The organism is Arthrobacter sp. B0316-1-20 (assembly GCF_059091865.1).
The window spans coordinates 94,518-116,743 of the sequence record NZ_JBNHHC010000016.1 but is presented as its reverse complement, the minus strand read 5'-3'; the positions used below and the strand labels follow the sequence as shown (position 1 = coordinate 116,743).

The following is a 22,226-nucleotide window of genomic DNA, read 5'->3' as shown; positions in this document are numbered from 1 at the left end:
TGCCTCAGCTTAGGGCAGCGGCATATGTGCCGGTAGGCAGCTGCAGCCGAAGCCCGCACCATGCGGCTTGCCGTTCGTCGTGCGTCACCATGACGACTGCCTTGCCGGCGAGCCCGCGGCGCAGGTCGGCCAGCAACGCGTCCCCGGCCTCGCGGTCCAGGTGCGCGGCAGGTTCGTCGAGCAGCACCACATCGGAGTCGGCCAGCAGCGCCCGGGCCACGGCGAGCCGCTGCCGCTGGCCGCCGGAGAGGAAGTGCCCGCCCGGGCCGATCCGGGTGCCCAGCCCCTGCGGCAGTCCGGCCAGGAATCCGCCCAACCCCACGGCGGCGAGCGCCGAGCGCATCTGCTCTTCGGCCGGCGGGTCGGTGGCAGGCCGGGCCAGCAGCAGATTGGCGCGGAGCGTCGAGTTGAACAGGTGCGCTTCCTGGGGCATCCACGCGATGGCCGACCGCGGAGCCCCGCCGGACCTCCCGTTGACCAGGTAGCGGCCGGAGGCCAGTGGCAGGAACCCCAGCAGTACGCCGAGCAGCGTGGACTTCCCGCTTCCCGACGGGCCGGTGACCGCCAGCCATTGACCGCGCTCCACCCGCAGGTCCACGCCGGTGAAGGCGTCGTGGTCCGCGCCCGGGTACCGGTAGGACGCGTTGCGCAGTTCCAGCGCCTCGACCGGAGCTTCCCGCCGTGCTTGGCGGGCCGGGGCCGCGCCGCCGCTGCCCAGCTCCGGAATGACGCGTGCCCCGGCGGCGCGCCAGGCGCCCCATTGCTGCACCGCGGTGTTCACCGCCATGAAAGGTTCGGCCAGCGCCAACTGCATCAGGACGACGACGGCCACCACCCCCGGCACCGTGCCTCCCGCCGAGCCGAGCATCACGACGGCTGAGAGGGAACAGGCCAGCACCGTCAGCGCGTGTCCCAGGCCCTGCGCCCAGGCGCTGCGCTGCACGGCGGCGGTCGCTTCCCGGTCAAGGCGGCGGGCACGCAGCAGCAGCGGCCCGGCAGCCGTGTTTGCGGCCAGGTCCGGTGCGGCCGCCAGCAGCCGCGTGAACGCGTTCAGCGACCTGCCCTTGAGCCACACGGTGGTTGCCTGGGCGTGGCGGTCCGCCCAGCGCGTCACCGCGGGGGCTCCCACTATGCAGATCCCGGAGAGCAGCAGCTGCCAGCCAAGGGCCGCGGGCATCAGCAGCGCGGTGGCCACGCAGGACGCGGCGGCCACCAGCAGGCCGACCAGCGGGGCGAAGACCGCCCGAGGGGCGATGTCCCGCAGTTCGTCCACGTCTCCGACCAGCCGCTCCAGGGCGCCGCCGCCGCGTGCCAGCCGCCGCCACGCTGCCGGCCGCTGCAGCAGCCCGTTCCACAACCTGATCCGCAGCCGGTCGGTGCTTTCGAAGACGGCGTCGTGCAGCTTCAGCCGTTCCTGGTAACGCAGGACCGAACGCCCGATCCCGAAGAACCGGACACCGACGATGGAGGTCATCAGGTACAGGATCGGCGGCTGTTCGCTGGCATAGACGATCAGCCAGCCTGACAGGCCCGCCAGCGCGACGGCGAAGAGCGCCGCGCCGAGGCCAAAGCACAGTGCGGCCAGGAACTTCCCGCTCCACGGCCGCAGCAGCGCCGCCTGTCGCCACAGGCCGGGTCCGGCGCCGGCTGCGTCCTTCCCCGCCGCTTCGGTTCCGCCGTCCTCCCCCGCCGCTTCCGTGCCGGAGCCCGCCCTTGCTCCGGGCGCCTGCGCGCGGCGTTCGGTGCCCGATGCCGGGGACCGCACACCATCCGTATCCGACGGGGCGGCAGCAACGGGTTCCCCGGACGCCGGCACCACCGGCACCACGTGGTCGGCGAGCGCGGCGGTGTCCGGGTCGTGGGCCACCAGCACGGTGGTCACCCTGCCGCGGAGACCGTCCAGCGCGGCCTCGATGGCCCGGGCACTGCGCTCATCCACGTGCGCGGTAGGTTCATCGGCCAGCAGCACGTCCACCCCGGGGACATGGTCAACCCGGGCCAAAGCCCGTGCCACGGCCACGCGGCGCAGCTCTCCCGGGCTGAGGTCGCCGGTGTCCGCGTCCGCCAGGCCGGCGGCATTGACCTGCGCCAGCGCTTCCTCCGCCGCTGCACGCCCGGCCGGCCCGGCCAGCCCGGCATACAGCGCCACCTCCTCGGCCGCCGTGGACTCGGAGGGAACCGGATGCTGCGGGATCCACGCGATCCGGCCGCGGTCGAGGCCGGACACCCGGCCGGCGAGCCGGATGCGGGCCCCGTCCCGGCGCAGGCCCGCCAGGATCTCCAGCACCGTGGTCTTGCCGCCGCCGCTCGGCCCGGACAAGGCGGTGATGCGGCCGGCCAGAGCCGTGAAGTTTAGCCCTTCCAGCACCTGCCCGCGGCCCGGGTAAGCGGCGGTCAGCCCGGCAACCCGCAGCTCCGGCGCTTCCCCGCGGACCGCCCGGGGCCGGTGCCCGGCGTCCGGAGCGGCGACCAGCGGCCGGCCCGCCGGCGCGTCCAACACGGCCTTGCTGCGCTCGAGGGCTTCCAGTCCGTCTTCGCTCGCGTGGTGCGCCGAGCCGAGGTCGCGCAGCGGTTGGAAACACTCCGGAGCCAGGATCAGGGCCAGCAGCCCGGCTTCGAGTTCCATTCCGCCGTAGACCAGCCGGATGCCCACGAACACCGCCACCACGGCCACGGAAATGGTGGCGATCAGTTCCAGTGCCAGCGAGGACAGGAAGGCGACCCGCAGGGTGGCCAGGGTCCGTTCCCGGTAGGCGCGGGCGACATCGCCCAGGGCCCGGGTCTGCGCGGCGGCCCGGCCCAGGCCGACCAGGACCGGCAGTCCCCGGGCCAGTTCCAGCAGGTGGTCGGACAGGCGGTCCAAGGCGGCGGCCGCCTGTTTCGTCCGGTCTTCGGTGTGCTTGCCGATCAGGATCATGAAGACCGGCACCAGCGGCAGCGTGAGCACCACGATCAGCGCGCTCACCCAGTCCGCGGCCAGGATCCGCAGCCCCACCAGCAGGGGTACGGTGGCGCAGGTCACCAGGGCCGGCAGGTACTTGGCGTAGTAGTCGTCCAGGTTGTCCAGTCCCCGGGTGGCCAGCACACTCAGGGCGCCCTCGCCCGGGGCGGAGCCGTTGCGCCCGGCCGGGGAGGCACCGCCGTCGTGCAGGATACGGGCGGCGAGGCGGGCCCGCAGGTCCTCCTTGATGCCGGCCGCAGCCCGCTGTGCGGCCACGTCCTGGCCCCAGGCCGCGGCCGCGCGCAGGACGGCGCCGAGGGCGCCGGGCAGCAGGACCGCCTCCCAGCTGAACGTCCCGGCCGCCACGCCCGCCACCCCGGCGGCCACCGCCGAAGCGAGCAAGACCAAGCCGCCGGCCTTGACGGCCGCGGCCAGTCCCAGCAGGTAGAGCGCCCGTTTGCCGGCGGCGCCCACCGGAAGCACCGGCTTCACTGTGCGGTGACGGCGTGTGCTGCGGGGATGGCGGAGGCGCTCACGCGCTTGCGGAACACCCAGTACGTGTAGCCCTGATAGACGAGCACGGCCGGGATGCCGAACAGCGCCACCACGCTCATCACGCCCAGCGTGTAGTCCGACGACGACGCCGAGTCCACCGTCAGGCTGAAGGCCTCGTCGATGGTCGAGGGCAGTACCGTGGGGAACACCGCGGTGAAGATGGTTGCCGACCCGGCGACCACGAAGGTGCCGAGTCCGGCGAAGGAGAGTCCGTCCCGTCCGGCCTTGGCCAGCAGCCAGGCCGCCGCCGCGCCGAGGGCGGCCAGCAACAGCGTCGCCACCGTGACGGCCTTGCCGTGGCGCAGCACCAACACGGCGGCCCAGGCGGCCATCGGCAGCAGCGCCACCGGCAGCCAGCGCAGGACCAGCGCCTTGGCCCGCAACCGGACTTCGCCGTCGGTCTTCAGCGCCAGGAACGCCGCCGCGTGGACCAGGCTGAAGCCGACCACCGCCAGCCCGCCGAGCACGGCGTAGCCGTTGAACCAGGCGAACGGTCCGCCCACCCGGTCGCCGTTGGCGTTGAGCGGCAGGCCGGTGGTGGTCAGGGCGAGCATGGCCCCGACGCCGAAGGCCGCGACCAACGAGCCCAGCGCGATCGCCCAGTCCCAGCGCGCCCGCCACCGGTCCGTGTCCACCTTGCCGCGGTATTCGATCCCGACGGCGCGGAAGATCAGGGCCAGCAGCACGAGCACCAGCGGGAGGTACAGACCGGAGAACAGGGCGGCGTACCACTCGGGGAAGGCCGCGAACGTGGCGGCCCCCGCGGTGACCAGCCAGACTTCGTTGCCGTCCCAGACCGGGCCGATGGTGTTGAGCAGCACGCGGCGTTCCGTGTTGTTCCGGGCGAAGCCGCGCATCATCATGCCGACGCCGAGGTCGAATCCTTCCAGGAACAGGTACCCGGTCCAGAAGAAGGCGATGACAATGAACCAGATGGTAGGCAGGGTTTCCATGAGTCGTCCTTATCGATCCGTAGGAGCCGGTTCAGTACGCGAACGCGAGCACGTCATCAGGGTCTTTTCCGTTCCCGTCCGTTCCGTCTCCGTCCTTGCCGTGGCCGCCGGTGCCGCCGTCGTCGTCCTTGCCCGTGCCATCCGCGGACGCCGCGGGCAGCAGCTCGGGCATTGCCGCCGGCACACCGCCGCGGCAGTAGGCGGCGAGCAGCTTCACTTCCACCACCAGCAGCGAGCCGTAGACCAAGGTGAAGGCGCTGAGCGAGAAAATCAGCTCCCCCAGCGAGACGCCCGGCGACACGGCCGCGGCCGTGAACATAAAGACGTTGTCGATGCCGTCGGGATCCGGGTTGGGTGCCACGACGAACGGCTGGCGGCCCATTTCGGTGAAGATCCAGCCCGCCGAGTTGGCACCGAACGGGGCGAGGATTCCGAACACGGCCAGCCGCATCAGCCACTTCGATTCGGGCACCGTGCCCTTGCGCACCACCCACAGGGCGACGGCGGCGGCCGCGGCGGCCAGCATGCCGAAGGTGATCATCATCCGGAAGCCCCAGTAGGTGACTTCCATGACCGGCACGTAGTCGATTTCGCTGCCGGCGCGCTCGCCGTAGATCGGGTTGTCGGGCAGGTGCGTTCCGAAGCGCTCCTGGTACTCCGGCAGCAGGCTGTTAATGCCCCGGATCTCGGTGTCGAAGTCGCCGTTGGCCATGAAGGAGAGCAGTCCGGGCAGCTCCACCACGGCGACCATGTCGTCGCAGTCGTTGGAGCCGAGGTCGCCGACCGTCAGGATGGAGAAGCCCGTGCCGTCGTGGCAGGCGGCCTCCGCGGCGGCCATCTTCATGGGCTGTTGCTGGAACATCAGTTTAGCCTGCAGGTCCCCGGTGAGGGACACCCCGGCGAAGGAGACGACCGCGACGACGGCGCCGATCCGCAGCGAGCGGAGCCAGACCTTGTGGTCGGCCGCATCCCTGCCGCGCGCCGGGTCGGATCCGACGACTACCGTGCCGTCCGGGCCCACGGTGTCGATGCCGTCGCGGCGGCGCTTCCACAGGTGGTACCAGCTGATGCCCAGCAGGAAACCGCCGGCCACCGAGGTGGCGCCGAAGATGGTGTGCGGGAAGGCCACCAGCAGCGTGTTGTTGGTCAGCACCGCCCAGACGTCCACCATGACCGGCCGACCGTCGATCATTTCGACGCCGACCGGGTGCTGCATCCAGGAGTTCGCGGCCAGGATGAAGTAGGCCGAAGCGACGGTGGCCAGCGAGGCACCCCAGATGCTGAGCAGGTGCACCGCTTTGGGCAGCCGGCCCCAGCCGAAAATCCACAGGCCCAGGAAGATGGACTCGACGAAGAACGCGAGCAGCGCCTCCATGGCCAGCGGGGCGCCGAAGACGTCGCCGACGAAGCGGCTGTATTCGCTCCAGGCCATGCCGAACTGGAATTCCTGGACCAGGCCGGTGGCCACGCCCATGATGAAGTTGATCAGGAACAGCTTGCCCCAGAACTTGGTCATCCGCAGGTACTGGTCCTTGCCGGTGCGGTACCAGGCCGTGTGCATGATCGCGACGAGCAGTCCCAGGCCGATGGTCAGCGGCACCATGAGGAAGTGGTAGACGGTGGTGATACCGAACTGCCACCGCGCGATTTCAAGTGCTTCCATTGCCGCTGCCTCCCGGACTGACCTGGGTTCCGGCCTGCGCCGGAACTCATTTCTACAAGCCGTAGAACTTAATCTTCTACGAACTGTAGAACATTTGCACGAAAGACGGTAAATTAGAGACCAAGAGCACGGTCGCGGAAAGGTTCTGCGCGCCGGTGATGCGACGTTAAGAGACGAAAAGGAACCAGATGGCTACTCTCGGAGATTTGGAACGGGCGGTCATGGACGTGCTGTGGTCCCAGAACGCCGCCGATCCCGCCGAAGGAGGACTGACCGCCAATGAGCTGCGCGACACGTTGGCGCAGGTCTCCGCGGACGGGGCGGACGGCAAGGAGCTGGCCGTCACGACGGTGCTGACGGTCCTGTCCCGGCTCGAGAAGAAGGGGCTGGTCCAGCGCGGCCGCGACATCCGCCCCCACCGCTACCGGGCGGTGACCAGCCGCGAAGAGCACACCGTGGAGCTGATGCACGAGGTCCTGGGCTCGGCCCCGGACCGCGAGGCCGTCCTGGCCCGCTTTATCGGCACGGTCAGCGACGAGGAAGCGGAAACCCTGCGCAAGATCCTCTCTTCCAACTGAGCTGAATGTTCCTGGCCTCCTACCTGCTGGCCGCCATGGCGGTCATTTTGGCGTGGCCTGCTCCCATCCTGCTCTCGCGGGCACGTTGGACGGCCCGCAGTCCCGGGACGGCGCTGGTGCTTTGGCAGGCCATCGCCCTGGCCGGCGGCCTGTCCATGATCGGCGCCATGCTGACGTGGGGCTTGGAACCGCTGGGAGACCACCTGCTGGCCGGCCTCCGGGGCCTGACCGGCCTTCTGCTGGACGACAGTGCGGATACCGGCCTGGACTTGGTGCACGTGTTCGCGCTCAGCGCCGCCCTGCTGCTGACCGTCCATTTGGTCTTCACGCTGCTGCTGACCTACTACAAGATCCGCAAACAGCGCGGCCGGCACCGCGACCTGCTGAATCTGCTCAGCTCCCCGTCCGAAGACTCCCCGCGCACCCTGGTGATCAACCACCCGGCGCCGGTGGCCTACTGCCTGCCCGGCGGCGGCGGCTCCGTCACGGTGCTCTCGAACGGCCTGCTCGAGTTGCTCTCGCCGGACGAACTGCACGCGGTCATGACGCACGAAAAGGCACACTTGGAACAGCGCCACGACCTGCTGCTGTGGGCCTTCGCCGCCTGGCGGGCGGCCCTGCCCTGGCTCCCCACCTCGAAGCTGGCCCGGACGGCGGTGAACGAGCTGATCGAGATGCTCGCGGACGACCATTCCCTGAAGACGTCGGCCCGCGAGACGCTGGTGCGTGCGATCGCCGTCGTCGCCGCCGGTGAGCGGCCGGCGGCGGCAGGCCCGGCCGCAAGCCTGGGCGACCCGGCGAAGGGATTGCTCGGCGCCGCCGAGGCGGAGTCCTTTGTCACCGCACACCGGCTGCGGCGGCTGCTCTCCCCTGTTCCGGCCCTTGGCGGCGCGGCCCGGTCCGCGGTACTGCTGGCCGCGGCTTTGCTGCTGGCGGTGCCGACCGTCCTGCTGGTGGCACCCGGGCTGGCGGCCTAGGCGTCGATCCGTTCCCGGTCGAGCATCGAGGCGCCGGCCACAATGAACTCCTTGCGCGGCGCCACGTCGGAGCCCATCAGCAGGTCGAAGGAACGCTCGGCGGCTTCGGCATCCTCGATCCGCACCCGGCGCAGCGTTCGGTGGCGGGGCTCCATGGTGGTCTCGGCCAGCTGGTCGGCGTCCATCTCGCCCAGGCCCTTGTAGCGCTGGATCGGCTCCTTGTACTTCCGGCCGTCCTTCTCCAGGGTGGCGAGCAGTTTGTGCAGCTCGTTCTCCGAGTAGGTGTACACCACCTCGTTGGCCTTGGCACCCGGGTTGATGATCTCCACCCGGTGCAGCGGGGGCACGGCGGCGTACACGCGACCGGCGTCGACCAGGGGGCGCATGTAGCGGAAGAAGAGCGTGAGCAGCAGCGTGCGGATGTGCGCGCCGTCGACGTCGGCGTCCGTCATCAGGACGACCTTGCCGTAGCGGGCCGCGTCCAGCTGGAAGCTGCGCCCGGACCCGGCCCCCACCACCTGGATGATGGCCGCGCATTCGGCGTTGGAGAGCATGTCGCCCACCGATGCCTTCTGCACGTTGAGGATCTTGCCGCGGATCGGCAGCAGCGCCTGGTGGTCGGACGAGCGGGCCAGCCGTGCCGTGCCCAAAGCGCTGTCGCCCTCGACGATGAACAGCTCGGAGCGTTCGACGTCGCTGGTGCGGCAGTCGATCAGCTTTGCCGGCATGGAGGACGTCTCCAACGCGTTCTTGCGCCGCTGCGTCTCCTTGTGGACGCGGGCCGAGATGCGGGACTTCATCTCGCTGACGACCTTTTCGAGCAGCAGCGCGGATTGGGCCTTATCCCCGCGGTTCGAGGACCCCAGCTTGGCGGCCAGCTCCTTCTCCACCACCCGGGACACGATGGCGCGGACGGCGGAGGTGCCCAGGATTTCCTTGGTCTGGCCTTCGAACTGCGGCTCGGCCAGGCGGACGGTGAGCACCGCGGTGAGTCCCGCGAAGACGTCGTCCTTTTCAATCTTGTCGCTGCCGGCCTTCAGCTTGCGGGCGTTCGCCTCGATCACCTTGCGGAAGGTTTTCAACAGCGCCTGTTCGAAGCCGGCCTGGTGCGTGCCGCCCTTGGGGGTGGCGATGATGTTCACATAGGAACGGACCGTGGTGTCGTAACCAATGCCCCAGCGCAGGGCGACGTCAACGTGGCAGTCGCGGTCGACCTCGGCGATCTTGCTGTGCCCGTTTTCATCGAGTACCGGAACGGTTTCCTTGAACTTGCCGGAGCCGTGGAAGCGCCAGACATCCGTGACGGCGCTGTCGTTGGCCAGGTATTCGACGAACTCGGCGATGCCGCCGTCGTGGTGGAACACTTCCTCGATCGGGCCGTTCTCGCCGGCGGTGCCGGCCAACCTGCGCTCGTCGCGCAGCGTGATCTTCAGCCCCGGAACCAGGAACGAGGTCTGCCGCGCCCGGTTCTGCAGCTCTTCGTAGGAGAACTTGGCGTCCGGGGTGAAAATCTGCCGGTCGCCCCAGTATCTGATGCGCGTTCCGGTCACGCCGCGCTTGGCGGTTCCGACCACTTCCAGTTTGGAGCCCGTGACGAACGGCTCGAACGCGGACTCCGGGCCCGGCCCCCTGCCCGTGTCGATGAACTTGCCCGGCTCGCCGCGGCGGAAGGACATTTGGTACGTCTTGCCGCCGCGGTCCACCTGGACATCCAGGCGGGAGGACAGGGCGTTGACCACGCTGGCGCCGACGCCGTGCAGGCCGCCGGAGGCCGTGTAGGAGCCGCCGCCGAACTTTCCGCCGGCGTGCAGCTTGGTGAACACTACTTCGACGCCGCTCAAGCCGGTCTTTGGCTCGATGTCCACCGGGATGCCACGGCCGTCGTCGTGGATCTCCACCGAGCCGTCCGGGTGCAGCGTGATCTTGATGCTCTGCCCGTACCCGGCCAGCGCCTCGTCGACGGAGTTGTCGATGATTTCCCATAGGCAGTGCATCAACCCGCGGGAATCAGTGGATCCGATGTACATGCCCGGCCTCTTGCGGACGGCTTCCAGCCCTTCCAGGACGGAAAGATGGCGTGCTGTGTACTCAGACTTCGTTGGCGCCACGTGTACGAGTGCTCCTTGGCAGACAGAACTGCGGTCCTTGGCCGCGGTCCGCCGCGAATAACGGACCGTTACTAGGCTAATCCCCTTTGCGGGCGGGCTTGTGCACCGCGCCGGAGCGCAGACCGGCATGTGACGCAGCTCCCGGCTGTTACCCACACGTGATACGCGGTGAGCGAAAGTGACCCCATCTTGCGAAGATTTCCGCGCTTCGGATGGTTCTATGGATAGACGCACTCGTAAGGAGGTCATCATGACGACAGCAGTAGCCCCCCGTGAACTGACCGCATTGGACCGATGCGACCGGTGTGGTGCCCAAGCCTATGTACGGGTTGTCCTGGCCTCCTCCGGCGGCGAACTCCTCTTCTGCGGGCACCATGCCCGGCAGCATGAGCCGCAGCTTCGCTCCAAGGCCTCGGAATGGCAGGACGAAACCAGCCGGTTGACCGAAAAGGCCGGCGCCGCCGCCGAATAGGTTCTTTGGGAACGGGCTGCAGCCGCAGCCCGTTCCCGGAGCGGTCCGACAGGTCCGCCCGGTACCCGGTCAAAGGGCGCCGTTCCCCGCAAGGGGAACGGCGCCCTTTGCGTCTCCGGAGGCCTTTCCGCCGGGGGCGCCCGGGGACCTGGCGCCGGAACGCGGCGCTCCCCTTCCCCCGCTGCCGCCGGCTAACGCAGCAGGGCCGGCCTTTTGCGGGAGCCGGTTAACGCAGCAGGGCCGGCCCCTTGCGGGTACCGGCCCTGCTGCGCAGTCGGATTAGTCCAGGTAGTCGCGGAGTACCTGCGACCGCGACGGGTGCCGCAGCTTGGACATGGTCTTGGATTCGATCTGGCGGATGCGTTCCCGCGTGACGCCGTAGACCTTGCCGATTTCGTCTAAAGTCTTCGGCTGGCCGTCGGTGAGTCCGAAGCGCATGGCCACCACGCCGGCTTCGCGCTCGGACAGCGTGTCCAGCACCGAGTGGAGCTGTTCCTGCAGCAAGGTAAAGCTGACCGCGTCGGCGGGAACCACGGCCTCGGAGTCTTCGATCAGGTCGCCGAACTCCGAGTCGCCGTCTTCGCCCAGCGGCGTGTGCAGCGAGATCGGCTCCCGGCCGTACTTCTGGACCTCGACGACCTTTTCCGGTGTCATGTCCAGTTCCTTGGCCAGCTCTTCGGGAGTGGGCTCGCGGCCCAGGTCCTGGAGCATCTGGCGCTGCACGCGGGCCAGCTTGTTGATGACTTCCACCATGTGCACCGGAATGCGGATGGTGCGGGCCTGATCCGCCATGGCGCGGGTGATGGCCTGCCGGATCCACCAGGTGGCGTAGGTGGAGAACTTGAAGCCCTTGGTGTAGTCGAACTTCTCGACGGCGCGGATGAGGCCAAGGTTGCCTTCCTGGATCAGGTCCAGGAACAGCATGCCGCGGCCGGTGTAGCGCTTGGCCAGCGAGACGACCAGTCGGAGGTTGGCTTCCAGCAGGTGGTTCTTGGCGCGCTTGCCGTCGTGGACGATCTGCTCCAGGTCGCGCCGCAGGCGCGTCTCCATGGTGCCGTCGTCCTTGGCCAGTTTCTCTTCGGCGAAGAGACCGGCCTCGATCCGCAGCGCGAGGTCGACTTCCTGCTCGGCGTTCAGCAGGGCGACCTTGCCGATCTGCTTCAGGTAGTCCTTGACGGGGTCGGCGGTGGCGCCGGCGGAGACCACCTGCTGGGCGGGGGCGTCGTCGTCGTCGGCGTCGGAGTAAACAAACCCGGACCCGGTCTCGCCGTCCTTGCCCTTCTTGGCGCCGGCTTCCTCGGTGGCTTCTACGTCTTCCTCGGTGGGCTCCGGCTCGACCTCGGGATCCTCGTCGACTTCTTCCGTGGCCAGCTCGGCGGTGTTCGCCTCATCCTTCTTGGCAGCGGCACCGGGCTTGCGGCCGCGCCGTTTCGGAGCAGCTTCCGCCGCTGCCGCTGACTGGGCGCCCGCGCGCTTGGTCGTCGCGGACTTTTTCGGAGCGGAGGCAGCAGTCTCCTCATCGGGAGCTGCAGCAGTCTTCTTGTCCGGTGACACAGAGAACCTTTCGTACGGCGGTCTGTGACGCTACCTGCGGGTAACACCACTATGACCCTGTCAAGTCCGTGAATGAATTCAAACCAAGCCACGGACGCAGGGTCTGCATGGCATAACCTGATCCGCGGCGGCGGTATTCCCGCAGGATCTACCGCTGTTTGAAACACGAACCCAACCGGGTCTCGGTTCCCATTGTCTCACGATTCAGACCGCCGGATGAACTGATTTTCGACCGTCGCGACGCCGCGATCATGCCGTCAGGTGCCTCCGTCCGGGCCAGGCGGTCTCCCGCCGGCGCGCCCACACCGGCAGCATTCCGCTGTCTGCCAGTTCCCGCACCAGTTCCGCCAGCCGGTAGCCGGGCCATTCGCGAAGGCAGGCCTCGGCCCGTTGATGCGCATGCGTACCGCGTCCCCGGGCCCATTCGATCCAGGCATGCAGCGTGCCGGCGGCAGCGCGGGAGCGCCCCGCTCCGACGGCGTGCAGGCGGGAGAGCAGGTGTGCCGTGGCGTCCACGCGATCCCAGTCCGGAGCGTGGGGCGACTCACCGATCAAAATTTTGGACCAGCCCCGGGCTGCGGCAGGATCGCCGGACCCGGGCAATGGATCGACGGGCGGCGCGGCGCCCGCCGCCCGGTCCGCGTCATCGAGGAGGCCGGATGCCTCGGCCCAGAGGAACGCCGTCTCGGCGCTGCTGCAGGCGAAGATGGCAATACCGTCCCGTACCGCGTTGTCGCTCAGGCTCGCCAGCAGGAAGGCCTGCGCTTCCGCCGTGAGGGTTCCGGCCTTGTGCGCTGCCAGGGATTGCTCCCAGCGGCGGAGGGTGTGGAAGTAGAAGTCCGAATGGGTCCACCCTCCCGCACGTCCCGCGGCCAGCCGGTCCGCCTCCTGCCGTATCCCGGCCGCGACATCGGGCGTCGCTGCCGGTGCCGGTGTTAGTGCCTGTGCAGCCCCCGCTTTCCGGACGGACGTGGCGGTCGCGTACGGCGCGCCGGAGGTAGCCGCCCGTGGGACGGCCACGGCCTCCGCTGCGGAGGCCGCGTAGGTGCTGCCGCTGTAGACAAGTTCGGCGCTCAGGGCACTGTCCCGGATCTGTGACACCGGACGTCCGGGCAGCGGACAGCATTCGGCGTCGGCGCAATAAAGCTCCCGCCAGTGCTGCGGGCCTACCGTCCAGCCCGCGCGGACCGGCAGCCCGGCGGCGGACAGGGAACGGCCGAGGGCGGCCACGAGCCGGGCATGGGGCGGCCGGCCCGGCGAACGCCAGGGGTGGTCCGTGTACAGGATGAGCAGCGCGGAGTCGGCGTCCTCGTCCGAGCGCAGATAGTCCGCCGCCGTTTCGGCAAACAGTTCGAGGTGGCAGCCGTCCCCGCTGGCGGGGAGGTCCAGGCGGAGGGTCGCGCCCAAACGGCCTTGGGAAAGGGCCAGCAGCACCACGCTGTCGGCGGGAAGGAATCCCAGCGCATGCGGCACGAAACCGAGAATGTCGACGGAGCGGCGGGCGGTGAACTTCTTCTTCTCCATGACAGGAGCCTTCCGCCGCTGCCTGCCCGGCGGCCAGCCGAGGGGGCTCTCCTGTGGACAACCGCCCTTCCGAAGCCCAGGTGGAGGAAGGGTGCTCAACGGTGGAGGGAGGGTGCTTAGCCGCCCCGGGTTCCGCCGTTCCCCCTGCTTTCCCGGATCCGTTCGCGCCGCCGGCGGCGCTCCCGTGCGAGCGCATCGCGCAGCGGCGGCACGGTAATCCCGCCGTGCGACATCCGGGTGCGCACGCGTTTGCGCACGGCCAGCATCGCCAGCGTGCCCGCGATCAGGAAGAGGAACTGGAGGCTGAAGGCCAGCTTGAACGAGTCCAGCGCGTACAGGTCGCCCTGCGAGAACCCGCTGGCCAGCAGGGCATCGAGCACCACGCCCATGCCGAGCATCACCAGCAGCGCCGAGATGAAGCCGCCGACGTTGACAATCCCGGTGGCCGTTCCGGCGCGGCTGAGCGGATTGAAGGTCCGGGCGAAGTCGAAGCCGATCATGGAACCCGGGCCGCCGACGGCCACGGCCATGACCAGCAGCAGGAGCAGCCAAAACGGTGCCGGGCCCGGGTAAACCAGGACGCACAGCCAGGCCGCCGACATGGCCCCCACGATCAGCAGGGCCATGGTGGAGCGCCGGAGGGGATGCCGGCCCACCCAGCGGCCCAGCAACGGGCCGGCGACGAAGGAGGTCATGACCGCTGCCGTCATCAGCACCGAGGCTTCCGTCGGAGTCAGGCCTTGGGCCGACACCAGGAACGGGTAACCCCACATGAGCATGAACACGTTCGCGGGAAACTGGACCGTGAAATGAGTCCACAGTCCCAGTCTCGTACCCGGTTCCCGCCACGCTTCGGCGAGCGACGCGCCGGTCTGGCGGAGGGTCGGCTGCGGGGCTGTCCGCCGGGGTCCCGGCTCGTTGCGGACCACTGCGAGGGCAAGGACGAAGGCCACCGCGGAGAGCGCGGCAACAGAGAGGAAAGCCGGCGTCCAACCCGCCAGGTTAAGGATGGCCACGAACGGGATGACGCTGATGAGCTGGCCGATCTGGCCCAGCTGGCCGGTTAACTGGGTCAGCAACGGAATGTGCTTCCCGCTGAACCAACTGGGCAGCAGCCGCAGCACCGACACGAAGGTCATCGCGTCGCCGGCACCGACGAGGACGCGTCCGGCCAGCCCTTCGGGGACGGAGGACGCGAAGGCCAGGGCGGTTTGCCCGGCCAGCATCAGCACGGCCCCTCCGGCCACCATTATCCGGGGCCCGTATTTGTCCACCATGAGGCCGACGGGGATCTGCAGGCCCGCGTACACCACCAGTTGCACCACGGTGAACGTCGACAACGCGGCGGCGGTGGCGTCAAAGCGCTCGGTGGCCTGCAGCCCTGCTACGCCGAAGGAGGTCCGCTGGGTGATCGCCACCAAGTAGGCGAATATCCCGCTCCCCCACACCCACCAAGCACGCCGCGAATCCATTGCTCCATCTTGCCCACGGTCCGGGGCGCGGGACTAATCGGCGTCGCCGGACCCCGTGGAGGCTCCTTCGGCGCCGTCGTCGTCGGTGGCAGGCTGAGTGGCCAGGAAGGCCTCCACCGCCGCGCCGATCTCGTCGGCGTCGGGAAGCTCTTCGTTGTCCTTGACCAGCAGCGAGCGGCGCTCTTCATGCCCCGCGTACTCGTCGTACCGCTCTTCCAGCCGGCCGACGACGCGCTGGACGTCCGCGGAGTCCTGTACCTGCCGGTCGATCTGGCTTTCCACCTCGCGTCCGGTCTCGCGCAGCCGGTCTGTGGGCAACGTCAGCGAGGTGGCGGCACCGATGTACTCCAGCGCCGCGACGGCGGCAGGCGGGTACTGGGCGTCGGACAGGTAGTGGGGCACGTGGATGGAATAGCCGACGACGTCGCGCCCGGCCTCTGCGAGGCGCACTTCCAGCAGCGGGCCGATGCCGGCCTGCAGCTCCGCCTGGGGTTTCCAGCTGGTGATCCCGTCGATCAGGTCCTGCCGCGAGCCGTGGACGGTCACGCCGATCGGGCGGGTGTGGGGCACCGGCATGGGCAGCGACTGGACCCACGCGACCAGCCGCGTCTGGAGCCGGTTCGCCACCCAGACGACCGCACGGGAGAACCGCTCCCACTGGTAGTCGGGTTCGGGGCCGGTCAACAGCAGGAACGGAGTGCCGAGCCCGTCGACCAGCCGGTACAGCTCGATGGCGGGGGCTTCGTAGTCGGTGAAACGGTCGCCGGCGAAGGTGATGCGGGGCCGCCTGCTGCGGTAGTCCACCAGTTGGTCGGCGTCGAAGGAGGCGACCAGTTGTGCGTCGAGCCCGTCGAGCAGCTCGTCGCCGATCTGCTCCACCACGTGGCCGGCTTCCGCAGCACCGGTGAATCCCATGACGAGATCAAGCCCGCGCAGCTCAGGCGAGTCGAACAACTCCGCGTTGGTCGACATCAGCGACCGTGGATCCAGCAATGTGCCCTCCGTTCCGGCATCGTCTCTTTCCCTGCCGTGCATGCCTCTCGCAGTGTTCAGCGCCCGGGCGGGCGGAAAAATTCCGGCCCGCGGGCCGGACAGCGCGTGCGCGGCACCGCATCCGGTGCGGAGAGACTACGATCGACAGGTGCAGGCCCTGTTCCGGCCAACCTTTTCAAAGGCTCATTCCTGCTGGAACTACTGTAGACACAACGGTAAGCAACCGGTGAGCGGCGGCGGGCACCACCCGTCCGGCCGGCCGGCTGTAGGAGAAGTTAGGACAGATCTGCGTGATCCCCACGACCGAGCTCAAGCTCAGCGCCATTGCCAAGGATGTCAAAAAGGCCAAGTCAGCCGCCCTCGTCATTGCGGTCGGGCAGGACGGAGACGGTCCGGTCCTGCTGGAGAATCCGCTGCCGGCCAAGGCCTCGAAGTCGCTGCAGGACTCCCTTCCGCTGCTCGGCGTCACCGGGGCGGCCGACCAGGTCCACCGCCTGCCGGGGCTGCCCGGGGCCGGGGCGGACGTGGTGGTGCTGGCCGGCGTCGGGAAGCTGCTGCCCGGGCAGGCGTTGACGGAAGAAACCCTGCGCCGCACCGCCGGCTCGGCGGTGCGCCAACTGGCCGGGGTCCGCTCGGTGGCACTCGGCCTGCCGGCCGGAACAGTGGCCGAAGCGGCGGCTGTCGCCGAAGGCGCCGCCCTGGGCGCCTATGACTTCAGCGATCACCGCACCCGGGCGGCCGGGGCCCGCGGCCCGGTGGCGGAAGCCACCGTCATCACGCCGGTTGCCGGCGACAAGGAACTGGCGAAGGCACTCAAGCGGGCCTCGGTGCTGGGACGGGCGGTCAATGCGACGCGCTCCCTGGTCAACCAGCCGCCGAGCCACTTGTACCCGGAGACGTTCGCCGAGGCTGCCACCCAGATGGCCCGGAACCTGCCAGTCAAGGTCACCGTCCTGGACGAGGGTCGGCTGGCGAAAGACGGTTACGGGGGCCTGACCGGCGTCGGCAAGGGATCCAGCCGCCCGCCCCGCTTGGTCAAGGTCGAATACGCGCCGGTCCGGGCCAAGGCGAAGCTCGCCTTCGTGGGCAAGGGCATCACCTTCGACTCCGGCGGCCTCTCGCTCAAGCCCGCCACCGGCATGATGACCATGAAGTGCGACATGGCAGGCGCGGCGGTGGTGCTGAACGCCGTCCTGGCGATCGCCGAGCTGGGACTGCCGGTGAAGGCCACGGCGTGGCTTTGCCTGGCGGAGAACATGCCGTCCGGCACCGCGTCCCGGCCCTCCGACGTACTAACCATGTACGGCGGCAAGACGGTGGAAGTGCTCAACACCGACGCCGAAGGCCGGCTGGTCATGGCCGACGGACTGGCCGCCGCCAGCGAGGAACATCCCGACGTCCTGCTGGACGTCGCCACCCTGACGGGTGCGCAGATGGTCGCGCTGGGAAGCCGGGTGGCCGCGGTCATGGGCGACGAACCCGTGCGCGATGCCGTCAAGGCCGCCGCCGACCGGGCGGGGGAACTGTTCTGGCCGATGCCGTTGCCGGAGGAACTTCGTCCCAGCCTGGACTCGCAGGTGGCAGACCTGTCCAACATGGGCGACAAGTACGGCGGCATGCTGACGGCCGCGATCTTCCTGCGCGAGTTCGTGGGCGAATCCGGCGGCGCGCGCATCCCGTGGGCCCACCTCGACATTGCCGGCCCGGCCTTCAACGAAGGATCCCCGCACGGCTACACCCCGAAGGAGGGCACCGGCGTCGCCGTCCGCACGCTGGTGGCCTACGCCGAGGATGTAGTGGCCCGCAGCTCCTAAAGGCCCGCGCCTCGGAGCGCGCCCGCGTGAATCCGCACACAATCCGGCCTGTTGGGGCCGTCACCAACTAGATGATGGTATGCGGGAGGGCTAAGGTGAGACCCAACCAACTTCGTTCGTCAACCCCAATCAACTCATCGACGTGTCACCACACGTTGCGAACACGCGAGGGAGCGTTCACGTGGCCGATTCGGCAACAGCGCAAGAATTCGACATCCTGATCCTCGGCGGCGGCAGCGGCGGTTATGCCGCTGCCCTCCGCGCCGTGCAGCTGGGCTTCAGCGTCGGTCTGGTGGAAAAGGGCAAGCTCGGCGGCACCTGCCTGCACAACGGCTGCATCCCCACCAAGGCGCTGCTGCACTCGGCCGAGCTGGCCGACCACGCCAAGGACGCCGCGAAGTACGGCGTGAACGTAAGCCTCGATTCCATCGACATGGCTGCCGTCAATGCCTACAAGGACGGTGTCATCGCCGGGAAGTTCAAGGGCCTGACCGGCCTGGTGAAGTCCAAGGGCATCACCGTCATCGAAGGCGAAGGCAAGCTCGTCGGCAAGGACACCATCGAGGTCGGCGGCACCGCCTACAAGGGCAAGAACATCGTCCTGGCCACCGGCTCCTACTCCAAGACCCTCCCGGGCCTGGAAATCGGCGGCAAGGTCATCACGTCCGACCATGCCCTGAAGATGGACACCCTGCCCAAGAGCGCCGTGGTGCTCGGCGGCGGCGTCATCGGCGTCGAGTTCGCCTCGGTATGGAACTCGTTCGGCGTTGACGTCACCATCGTCGAGGGCCTGCCCTCGCTGGTGCCCAACGAGGACCCGGCGATCATCAAGCAGCTGGAGCGCGCGTTCAAGAAGCGCGGCATCAAGTTCAACACCGGCGTGTTCTTCGAAAAGGTGGAACAGAACGACGACGGCGTGGTGGTCACCCTGGCCGACGGCAAGACGTTCCAAGCCGACCTGATGCTGGTTGCCGTCGGGCGCGGACCGAGCACCGCGGGCCTGGGCTTCGAGGAAGCCGGCCTCACGGTTGACCGCGGCTTCGTGATCACCAACGAGCGGCTGCACACCGGTGTCGGCAACATCTACGCCGTCGGCGACATTGTCCCCGGCGTCCAGCTGGCCCACCGCGGATTCCAGCAGGGCATCTTCGTGGCCGAGGAGATTGCCGGCAACAAGCCGGCCCTCATCGAAGACATCAACATCCCGAAGGTCACCTACTGCGATCCGGAGATTGCCTCCGTCGGCCTCAACCAGCCGCAGGCCGAGGAGAAGTTCGGCAAGGACAACGTGGAGACCGTCGAGTACAACCTGGCCGGCAACGGCAAGAGCTCGATCCTGGGCACCAGCGGCATGATCAAGATGGTCCGCGAAAAGGACGGCCCCATTGTGGGCATGCACATGATCGGCGGCCGCATCGGCGAGCAGATCGGCGAGGCCCAGCTGATCGTCAGCTGGGAAGCCTACCCGGAGGACGTCGCGGCGCTCATCCACGCGCACCCCACGCAGAACGAGGCCCTCGGCGAGGCCGCCATGGCGCTGGCCGGCCGCCCGCTGCACGGCTAACAGGCCCTCTCCTGGTGCACCCGTCCCCGCCGGGCGGGTGCACTAGGCTCAAGACAAGACTCGATGTACCGGCCAGGCCGGAAAATAGACTCAAAGGAGAACGGGCACCACATGTCTGAAACCGTGAACTTGCCCGCCCTCGGTGAAAGCGTCACCGAAGGCACTGTCACTCGCTGGCTGAAACAGGTCGGCGACCGGGTCGAAGTCGACGAACCCCTGCTCGAGGTTTCCACCGACAAGGTCGACACCGAGATCCCCTCTCCGGTAGCCGGCGTGATCGAAGAGATCCTGGTCGCCGAAGACGAAACCGCCGACGTCGGAGCCCCGCTGGTGCGGATTGGCGACGGTTCCGGCTCCGGCGAGACCGCCGAAGAAGCGCCGGCGGCGCAGCAGGAGGCTGAAGCCCCCCAGCAGGAAGCCCCCGCCGAGGAAGCCCCAGCACAGGAGGCCCCGAAGCAGGAGGAGCCCCGGCAGGAAGCCCCCGCCGAGGAGGCGCCCGCCGCCGGTTCCGGCGAAGGCACCGAAGTCACCCTCCCGGCCCTGGGCGAGAGCGTGACCGAGGGCACGGTCACCCGCTGGCTGAAGCAGGTGGGCGACACGGTCGAGGTCGATGAGCCGCTGCTCGAGGTCTCCACCGACAAGGTAGACACGGAGATTCCGTCCCCGGTGGCCGGCACGGTCCAGGAGATCAAGGTCGCCGAGGATGAGACCGCAGAGGTCGGTTCGGTGCTTGCCATCATCGGCACCGGCGCCGGCCCCGCCAAGGCGGAGCCGAAGGAAGCCGAGCCGGTGGCCGCCGCGCCTGCCGAGGAACGCGAAGCCCCGGTGGTTGAACCGTCCGCCGAACAGCCGGCCGCCGAAGCCCCGAAGGCCGAGGCTCCCAAGGCCGAAGCCCCCAAGGCCGAGGCTCCGGCCGCCGCCGAGCCCGCCGCGGGCCCGGACGCCGGCTACGTCACCCCGCTGGTCCGCAAGCTGGCCAACCAGCACGGCGTGGACCTGTCCAACGTCAAGGGCACCGGCGTGGGCGGACGCATCCGCAAGCAGGACGTGCTGGAGGCGGCCGAATCCGCCAAACCGGCCGCAGCACCGGCAGCCGCCGCGAAGGCTCCGGCGGACGCCGCGGCCTCGGCCAAGCGCGGCACCGTCGAGAAGGCACCGCGGATCCGCCAGGTGATCGCCCGCCGGATGCGCGAATCGCTGGACGCTTCCACCCAGCTCACCCAGGTCCACGAGGTCGACATGACCAAGGTGGCCAAGCTGCGCGAGCGTGCCAAGAAGTCCTTCCAGGAGCAAAACGGCGTCAAGCTGACGTACCTGCCCTTCATCGCCAAGGCCGTCGCGGAGGCGCTCAAGCAGCATCCGAAGCTGAACGCCGAGTACGACGAGGAAAAGCAGGAGATCACCTACCACAACGCAGAGCACCTGGCGATTGCGGTGGATACCGACAAGGGCCTGCTGGTCCCGGTGATCAATGACGCCGGCAGCCTGAACCTGGCCGGCCTGGCGGGCAAGATCGCCGATGTTGCCGCCCGTACCCGCAGCAACAAGATCGCTCCCGACGAGCTCTCCGGCGGTACCTTCTCGATCACCAACATCGGCAGCGTCGGCGCCCTGTTCGACACTCCGATCATCAACCAGCCGCAGGTGGGAATCCTCGGTACCGGCGCCATCGTCAAGCGGCCCATGGTTGTCCAGGATGAGAACGGCGACGATTCGATCGCCATCCGCTCGATGATGTATCTGTCCCTGACCTACGACCACCGTTTGGTCGACGGCGCGGATGCCGGCCGTTTCCTGCAGACGCTGCGGGCGCGTCTGGAAGCCGGACAGTTCGAGGCGGACCTGGGCCTCTAGCCCGGCCTGCCCCGCGCGACGCACGGATGAGCGGCGGGCTGCGTTCCCAGTGGACGCAGCCCGCCGCTGTGCTTTGTCCCCTCGGCCCGCCAGCCGCTACTACGCCAGGTAGAAATACCCGTCCCGCCGCGGCATGGCGCGGATCTGCGTGCCTCCCCGGCCGATAAGCTGGGCCCATGGACATCCTTTACAGCATTTTCGTCTTCCTGCACATCGTCGGTGCCGCCATGATCGTCGGCATCTGGATAGGCAACATGAAGAAGCCCACCGTCCACCCCCGCCAGTTCGACGGCGCAGCCCTCCAGCTGATTACCGGCGTCATCATGATGGGCCTGATTCCGGCCCTGGACATGGACGCCGACTACGTGAAGCTGACCATCAAGCTGGTCATCGGGCTCGTCGTGGGCGTCCTCGCGTTCATCGGCCGCCGCAAGTACAAGGCCGGCGAACCGATTTCCACCGGCCTGGCCCACTCGGTGGGCGGCCTGGCGCTGCTGAACGTCGCCATCGCGACCTTGTGGAACTGACTTTCCAAAGCTCCTGACGCTGCGGCCGGTCCCGGGCTCCGGGGCCGGCCGCTGTGGCTTAACCCGGTGCCGCCCGGACAGTCCGCGGCAACTCCCCTAGTATGAAAAGGACGGCGCCGGCCGCCCGCGGCCGGGCCGGCATGGAACTCATCCGAGATCGACCAAGGAGGACATATGGCTACAACACGTTCTGCCAGCACCGAGTGGAACGGCGACCTGTTTAGCGGCGCCGGCCAGACTACGTTCGAAACGTCCGGGATCGGCACTTACGATGTCACTTGGAAGGCACGTGCGGACCAGTCCGAGGGAAAGACCAGCCCCGAAGAACTGCTGGCTGCCGCCCACGCCACCTGCTACTCCATGCAGTTCAGCAACATGCTCAAGGAAAACGGGACCACAGCCGAGAGCATTAAAACCTCGGCGGCCGTGGATTTCGTGCCGGGCACCGGCATCACCGAGATTCGCCTGACCGTAAACGCGACCGTGCCCGGGATCAGCGAGGACGACTTCCAGCGCCTGGCCTCCGGCGCCAAGGACACCTGTCCTGTCTCCGGCGCCCTGGCCTCCGTCCCGAGCATCACGATTGATGCCACCCTGGCCGGCTAATCCCGAACAGACCGAAGAACCCCGGCGCATCTTGGATGCGCCGGGGTTCTTCCGTTCACGCCCGGTGCGCC

16 protein-coding genes are annotated in these 22,226 nt (G+C 68.7%); 8 read left to right on the top strand and 8 right to left on the bottom strand.

The genetic code is table 11. The annotated features are described in order from the left end of the window. Positions 1-4 precede the first annotated feature (4 nt). From cydD to AC5RW2_RS24270, 3 genes are read right to left on the bottom strand one after another with little or no spacing between them, the layout of a single operon-like run. The gene (cydD, locus tag AC5RW2_RS24280; RefSeq protein WP_494025823.1) at positions 5-3,424 is read right to left on the bottom strand and encodes a thiol reductant ABC exporter subunit CydD; all 3,420 of its coding nucleotides are present in this window, start codon (positions 3,422-3,424) and stop codon (positions 5-7) included. A gap of 5 nt (positions 3,425-3,429) precedes the next feature. Further along, positions 3,430-4,449 (bottom strand): cytochrome d ubiquinol oxidase subunit II, encoded by a 1,020-nt coding sequence (gene cydB, locus AC5RW2_RS24275; protein ID WP_494013837.1) that lies wholly within the window; start codon positions 4,447-4,449, stop codon positions 3,430-3,432. Positions 4,450-4,480: 31 nt separating this feature from the next. Further along, positions 4,481-6,112, bottom strand: coding sequence for a cytochrome ubiquinol oxidase subunit I (locus AC5RW2_RS24270; protein ID WP_494013836.1), 1,632 nt, complete (start codon positions 6,110-6,112; stop codon positions 4,481-4,483). 188 nt (positions 6,113-6,300) lie between these two features. Here AC5RW2_RS24270 and AC5RW2_RS24265 point away from each other — a divergent pair, with 188 nt between their 5' ends. Continuing rightward, positions 6,301-6,690: a BlaI/MecI/CopY family transcriptional regulator gene (locus AC5RW2_RS24265; protein ID WP_494013835.1), complete on the top strand. Its 390-nt coding sequence runs from the start codon at positions 6,301-6,303 to the stop codon at positions 6,688-6,690. Positions 6,691-6,695: 5 nt separating this feature from the next. Continuing rightward, positions 6,696-7,667 carry a M56 family metallopeptidase gene (locus AC5RW2_RS24260; RefSeq protein ID WP_494013834.1) on the top strand — a complete coding sequence of 324 codons (972 nt, stop codon included), beginning with the start codon at positions 6,696-6,698 and terminating at the stop codon, positions 7,665-7,667. On the opposite strand, the gene AC5RW2_RS24255 is transcribed toward AC5RW2_RS24260, so the two are convergent. After that, positions 7,664-9,775, bottom strand: coding sequence for a DNA gyrase/topoisomerase IV subunit B (locus tag AC5RW2_RS24255; RefSeq protein WP_494013833.1), 2,112 nt, complete (start codon positions 9,773-9,775; stop codon positions 7,664-7,666). The genes AC5RW2_RS24260 and AC5RW2_RS24255 overlap by 4 nt on opposite strands. A 250-nt stretch (positions 9,776-10,025) precedes the next feature. On the opposite strand from AC5RW2_RS24255, the gene AC5RW2_RS24250 reads away from it, so the two are divergent. After that, entirely contained in the window at positions 10,026-10,247 is a 222-nt protein-coding gene (locus tag AC5RW2_RS24250) for a DUF7455 domain-containing protein (RefSeq protein ID WP_493999501.1), read from the top strand. 279 nt (positions 10,248-10,526) lie between these two features. On the opposite strand, the gene AC5RW2_RS24245 is transcribed toward AC5RW2_RS24250, so the two are convergent. The 4 genes from AC5RW2_RS24245 to AC5RW2_RS24230 all read right to left on the bottom strand — a co-directional run bounded on the left by AC5RW2_RS24245 (position 10,527) and on the right by AC5RW2_RS24230 (position 15,832). Continuing rightward, entirely contained in the window at positions 10,527-11,801 is a 1,275-nt protein-coding gene (locus AC5RW2_RS24245) for an RNA polymerase sigma factor (protein WP_494013832.1), read from the bottom strand. A 249-nt stretch (positions 11,802-12,050) separates the two neighbouring features. After that, positions 12,051-13,325, bottom strand: coding sequence for a DUF4192 domain-containing protein (locus AC5RW2_RS24240; protein WP_494025822.1), 1,275 nt, complete (start codon positions 13,323-13,325; stop codon positions 12,051-12,053). Between the two features lie 116 nt (positions 13,326-13,441). Beyond that, complete coding sequence (locus AC5RW2_RS24235) at positions 13,442-14,797, bottom strand: MFS transporter (RefSeq protein ID WP_494025821.1); 1,356 nt, start codon at positions 14,795-14,797, stop codon at positions 13,442-13,444. 33 nt (positions 14,798-14,830) lie between these two features. Beyond that, positions 14,831-15,832: a proteasome assembly chaperone family protein gene (locus AC5RW2_RS24230; RefSeq protein WP_494013829.1), complete on the bottom strand. Its 1,002-nt coding sequence runs from the start codon at positions 15,830-15,832 to the stop codon at positions 14,831-14,833. Positions 15,833-16,080: 248 nt separating this feature from the next. Between AC5RW2_RS24230 and AC5RW2_RS24225 the strand changes: the two genes are divergently transcribed. The 5 genes from AC5RW2_RS24225 to AC5RW2_RS24205 all read left to right on the top strand — a co-directional run bounded on the left by AC5RW2_RS24225 (position 16,081) and on the right by AC5RW2_RS24205 (position 22,155). Next, complete coding sequence (locus tag AC5RW2_RS24225; RefSeq protein WP_494013828.1) at positions 16,081-17,604, top strand: leucyl aminopeptidase; 1,524 nt, start codon at positions 16,081-16,083, stop codon at positions 17,602-17,604. A gap of 181 nt (positions 17,605-17,785) precedes the next feature. Continuing rightward, positions 17,786-19,168, top strand: coding sequence for a dihydrolipoyl dehydrogenase (gene lpdA / locus AC5RW2_RS24220; RefSeq protein WP_494013827.1), 1,383 nt, complete (start codon positions 17,786-17,788; stop codon positions 19,166-19,168). A gap of 111 nt (positions 19,169-19,279) precedes the next feature. Next, the gene (gene sucB, locus AC5RW2_RS24215; RefSeq protein WP_494074717.1) at positions 19,280-21,022 is read left to right on the top strand and encodes a 2-oxoglutarate dehydrogenase, E2 component, dihydrolipoamide succinyltransferase; all 1,743 of its coding nucleotides are present in this window, start codon (positions 19,280-19,282) and stop codon (positions 21,020-21,022) included. Between the two features lie 176 nt (positions 21,023-21,198). Beyond that, positions 21,199-21,549, top strand: a complete 351-nt coding sequence (locus tag AC5RW2_RS24210) for a hypothetical protein (protein ID WP_494023225.1) — start codon at positions 21,199-21,201, stop codon at positions 21,547-21,549. Positions 21,550-21,723: 174 nt separating this feature from the next. After that, positions 21,724-22,155 (top strand): OsmC family peroxiredoxin, encoded by a 432-nt coding sequence (locus AC5RW2_RS24205; protein ID WP_493987444.1) that lies wholly within the window; start codon positions 21,724-21,726, stop codon positions 22,153-22,155. Positions 22,156-22,226 lie beyond the last annotated feature (71 nt).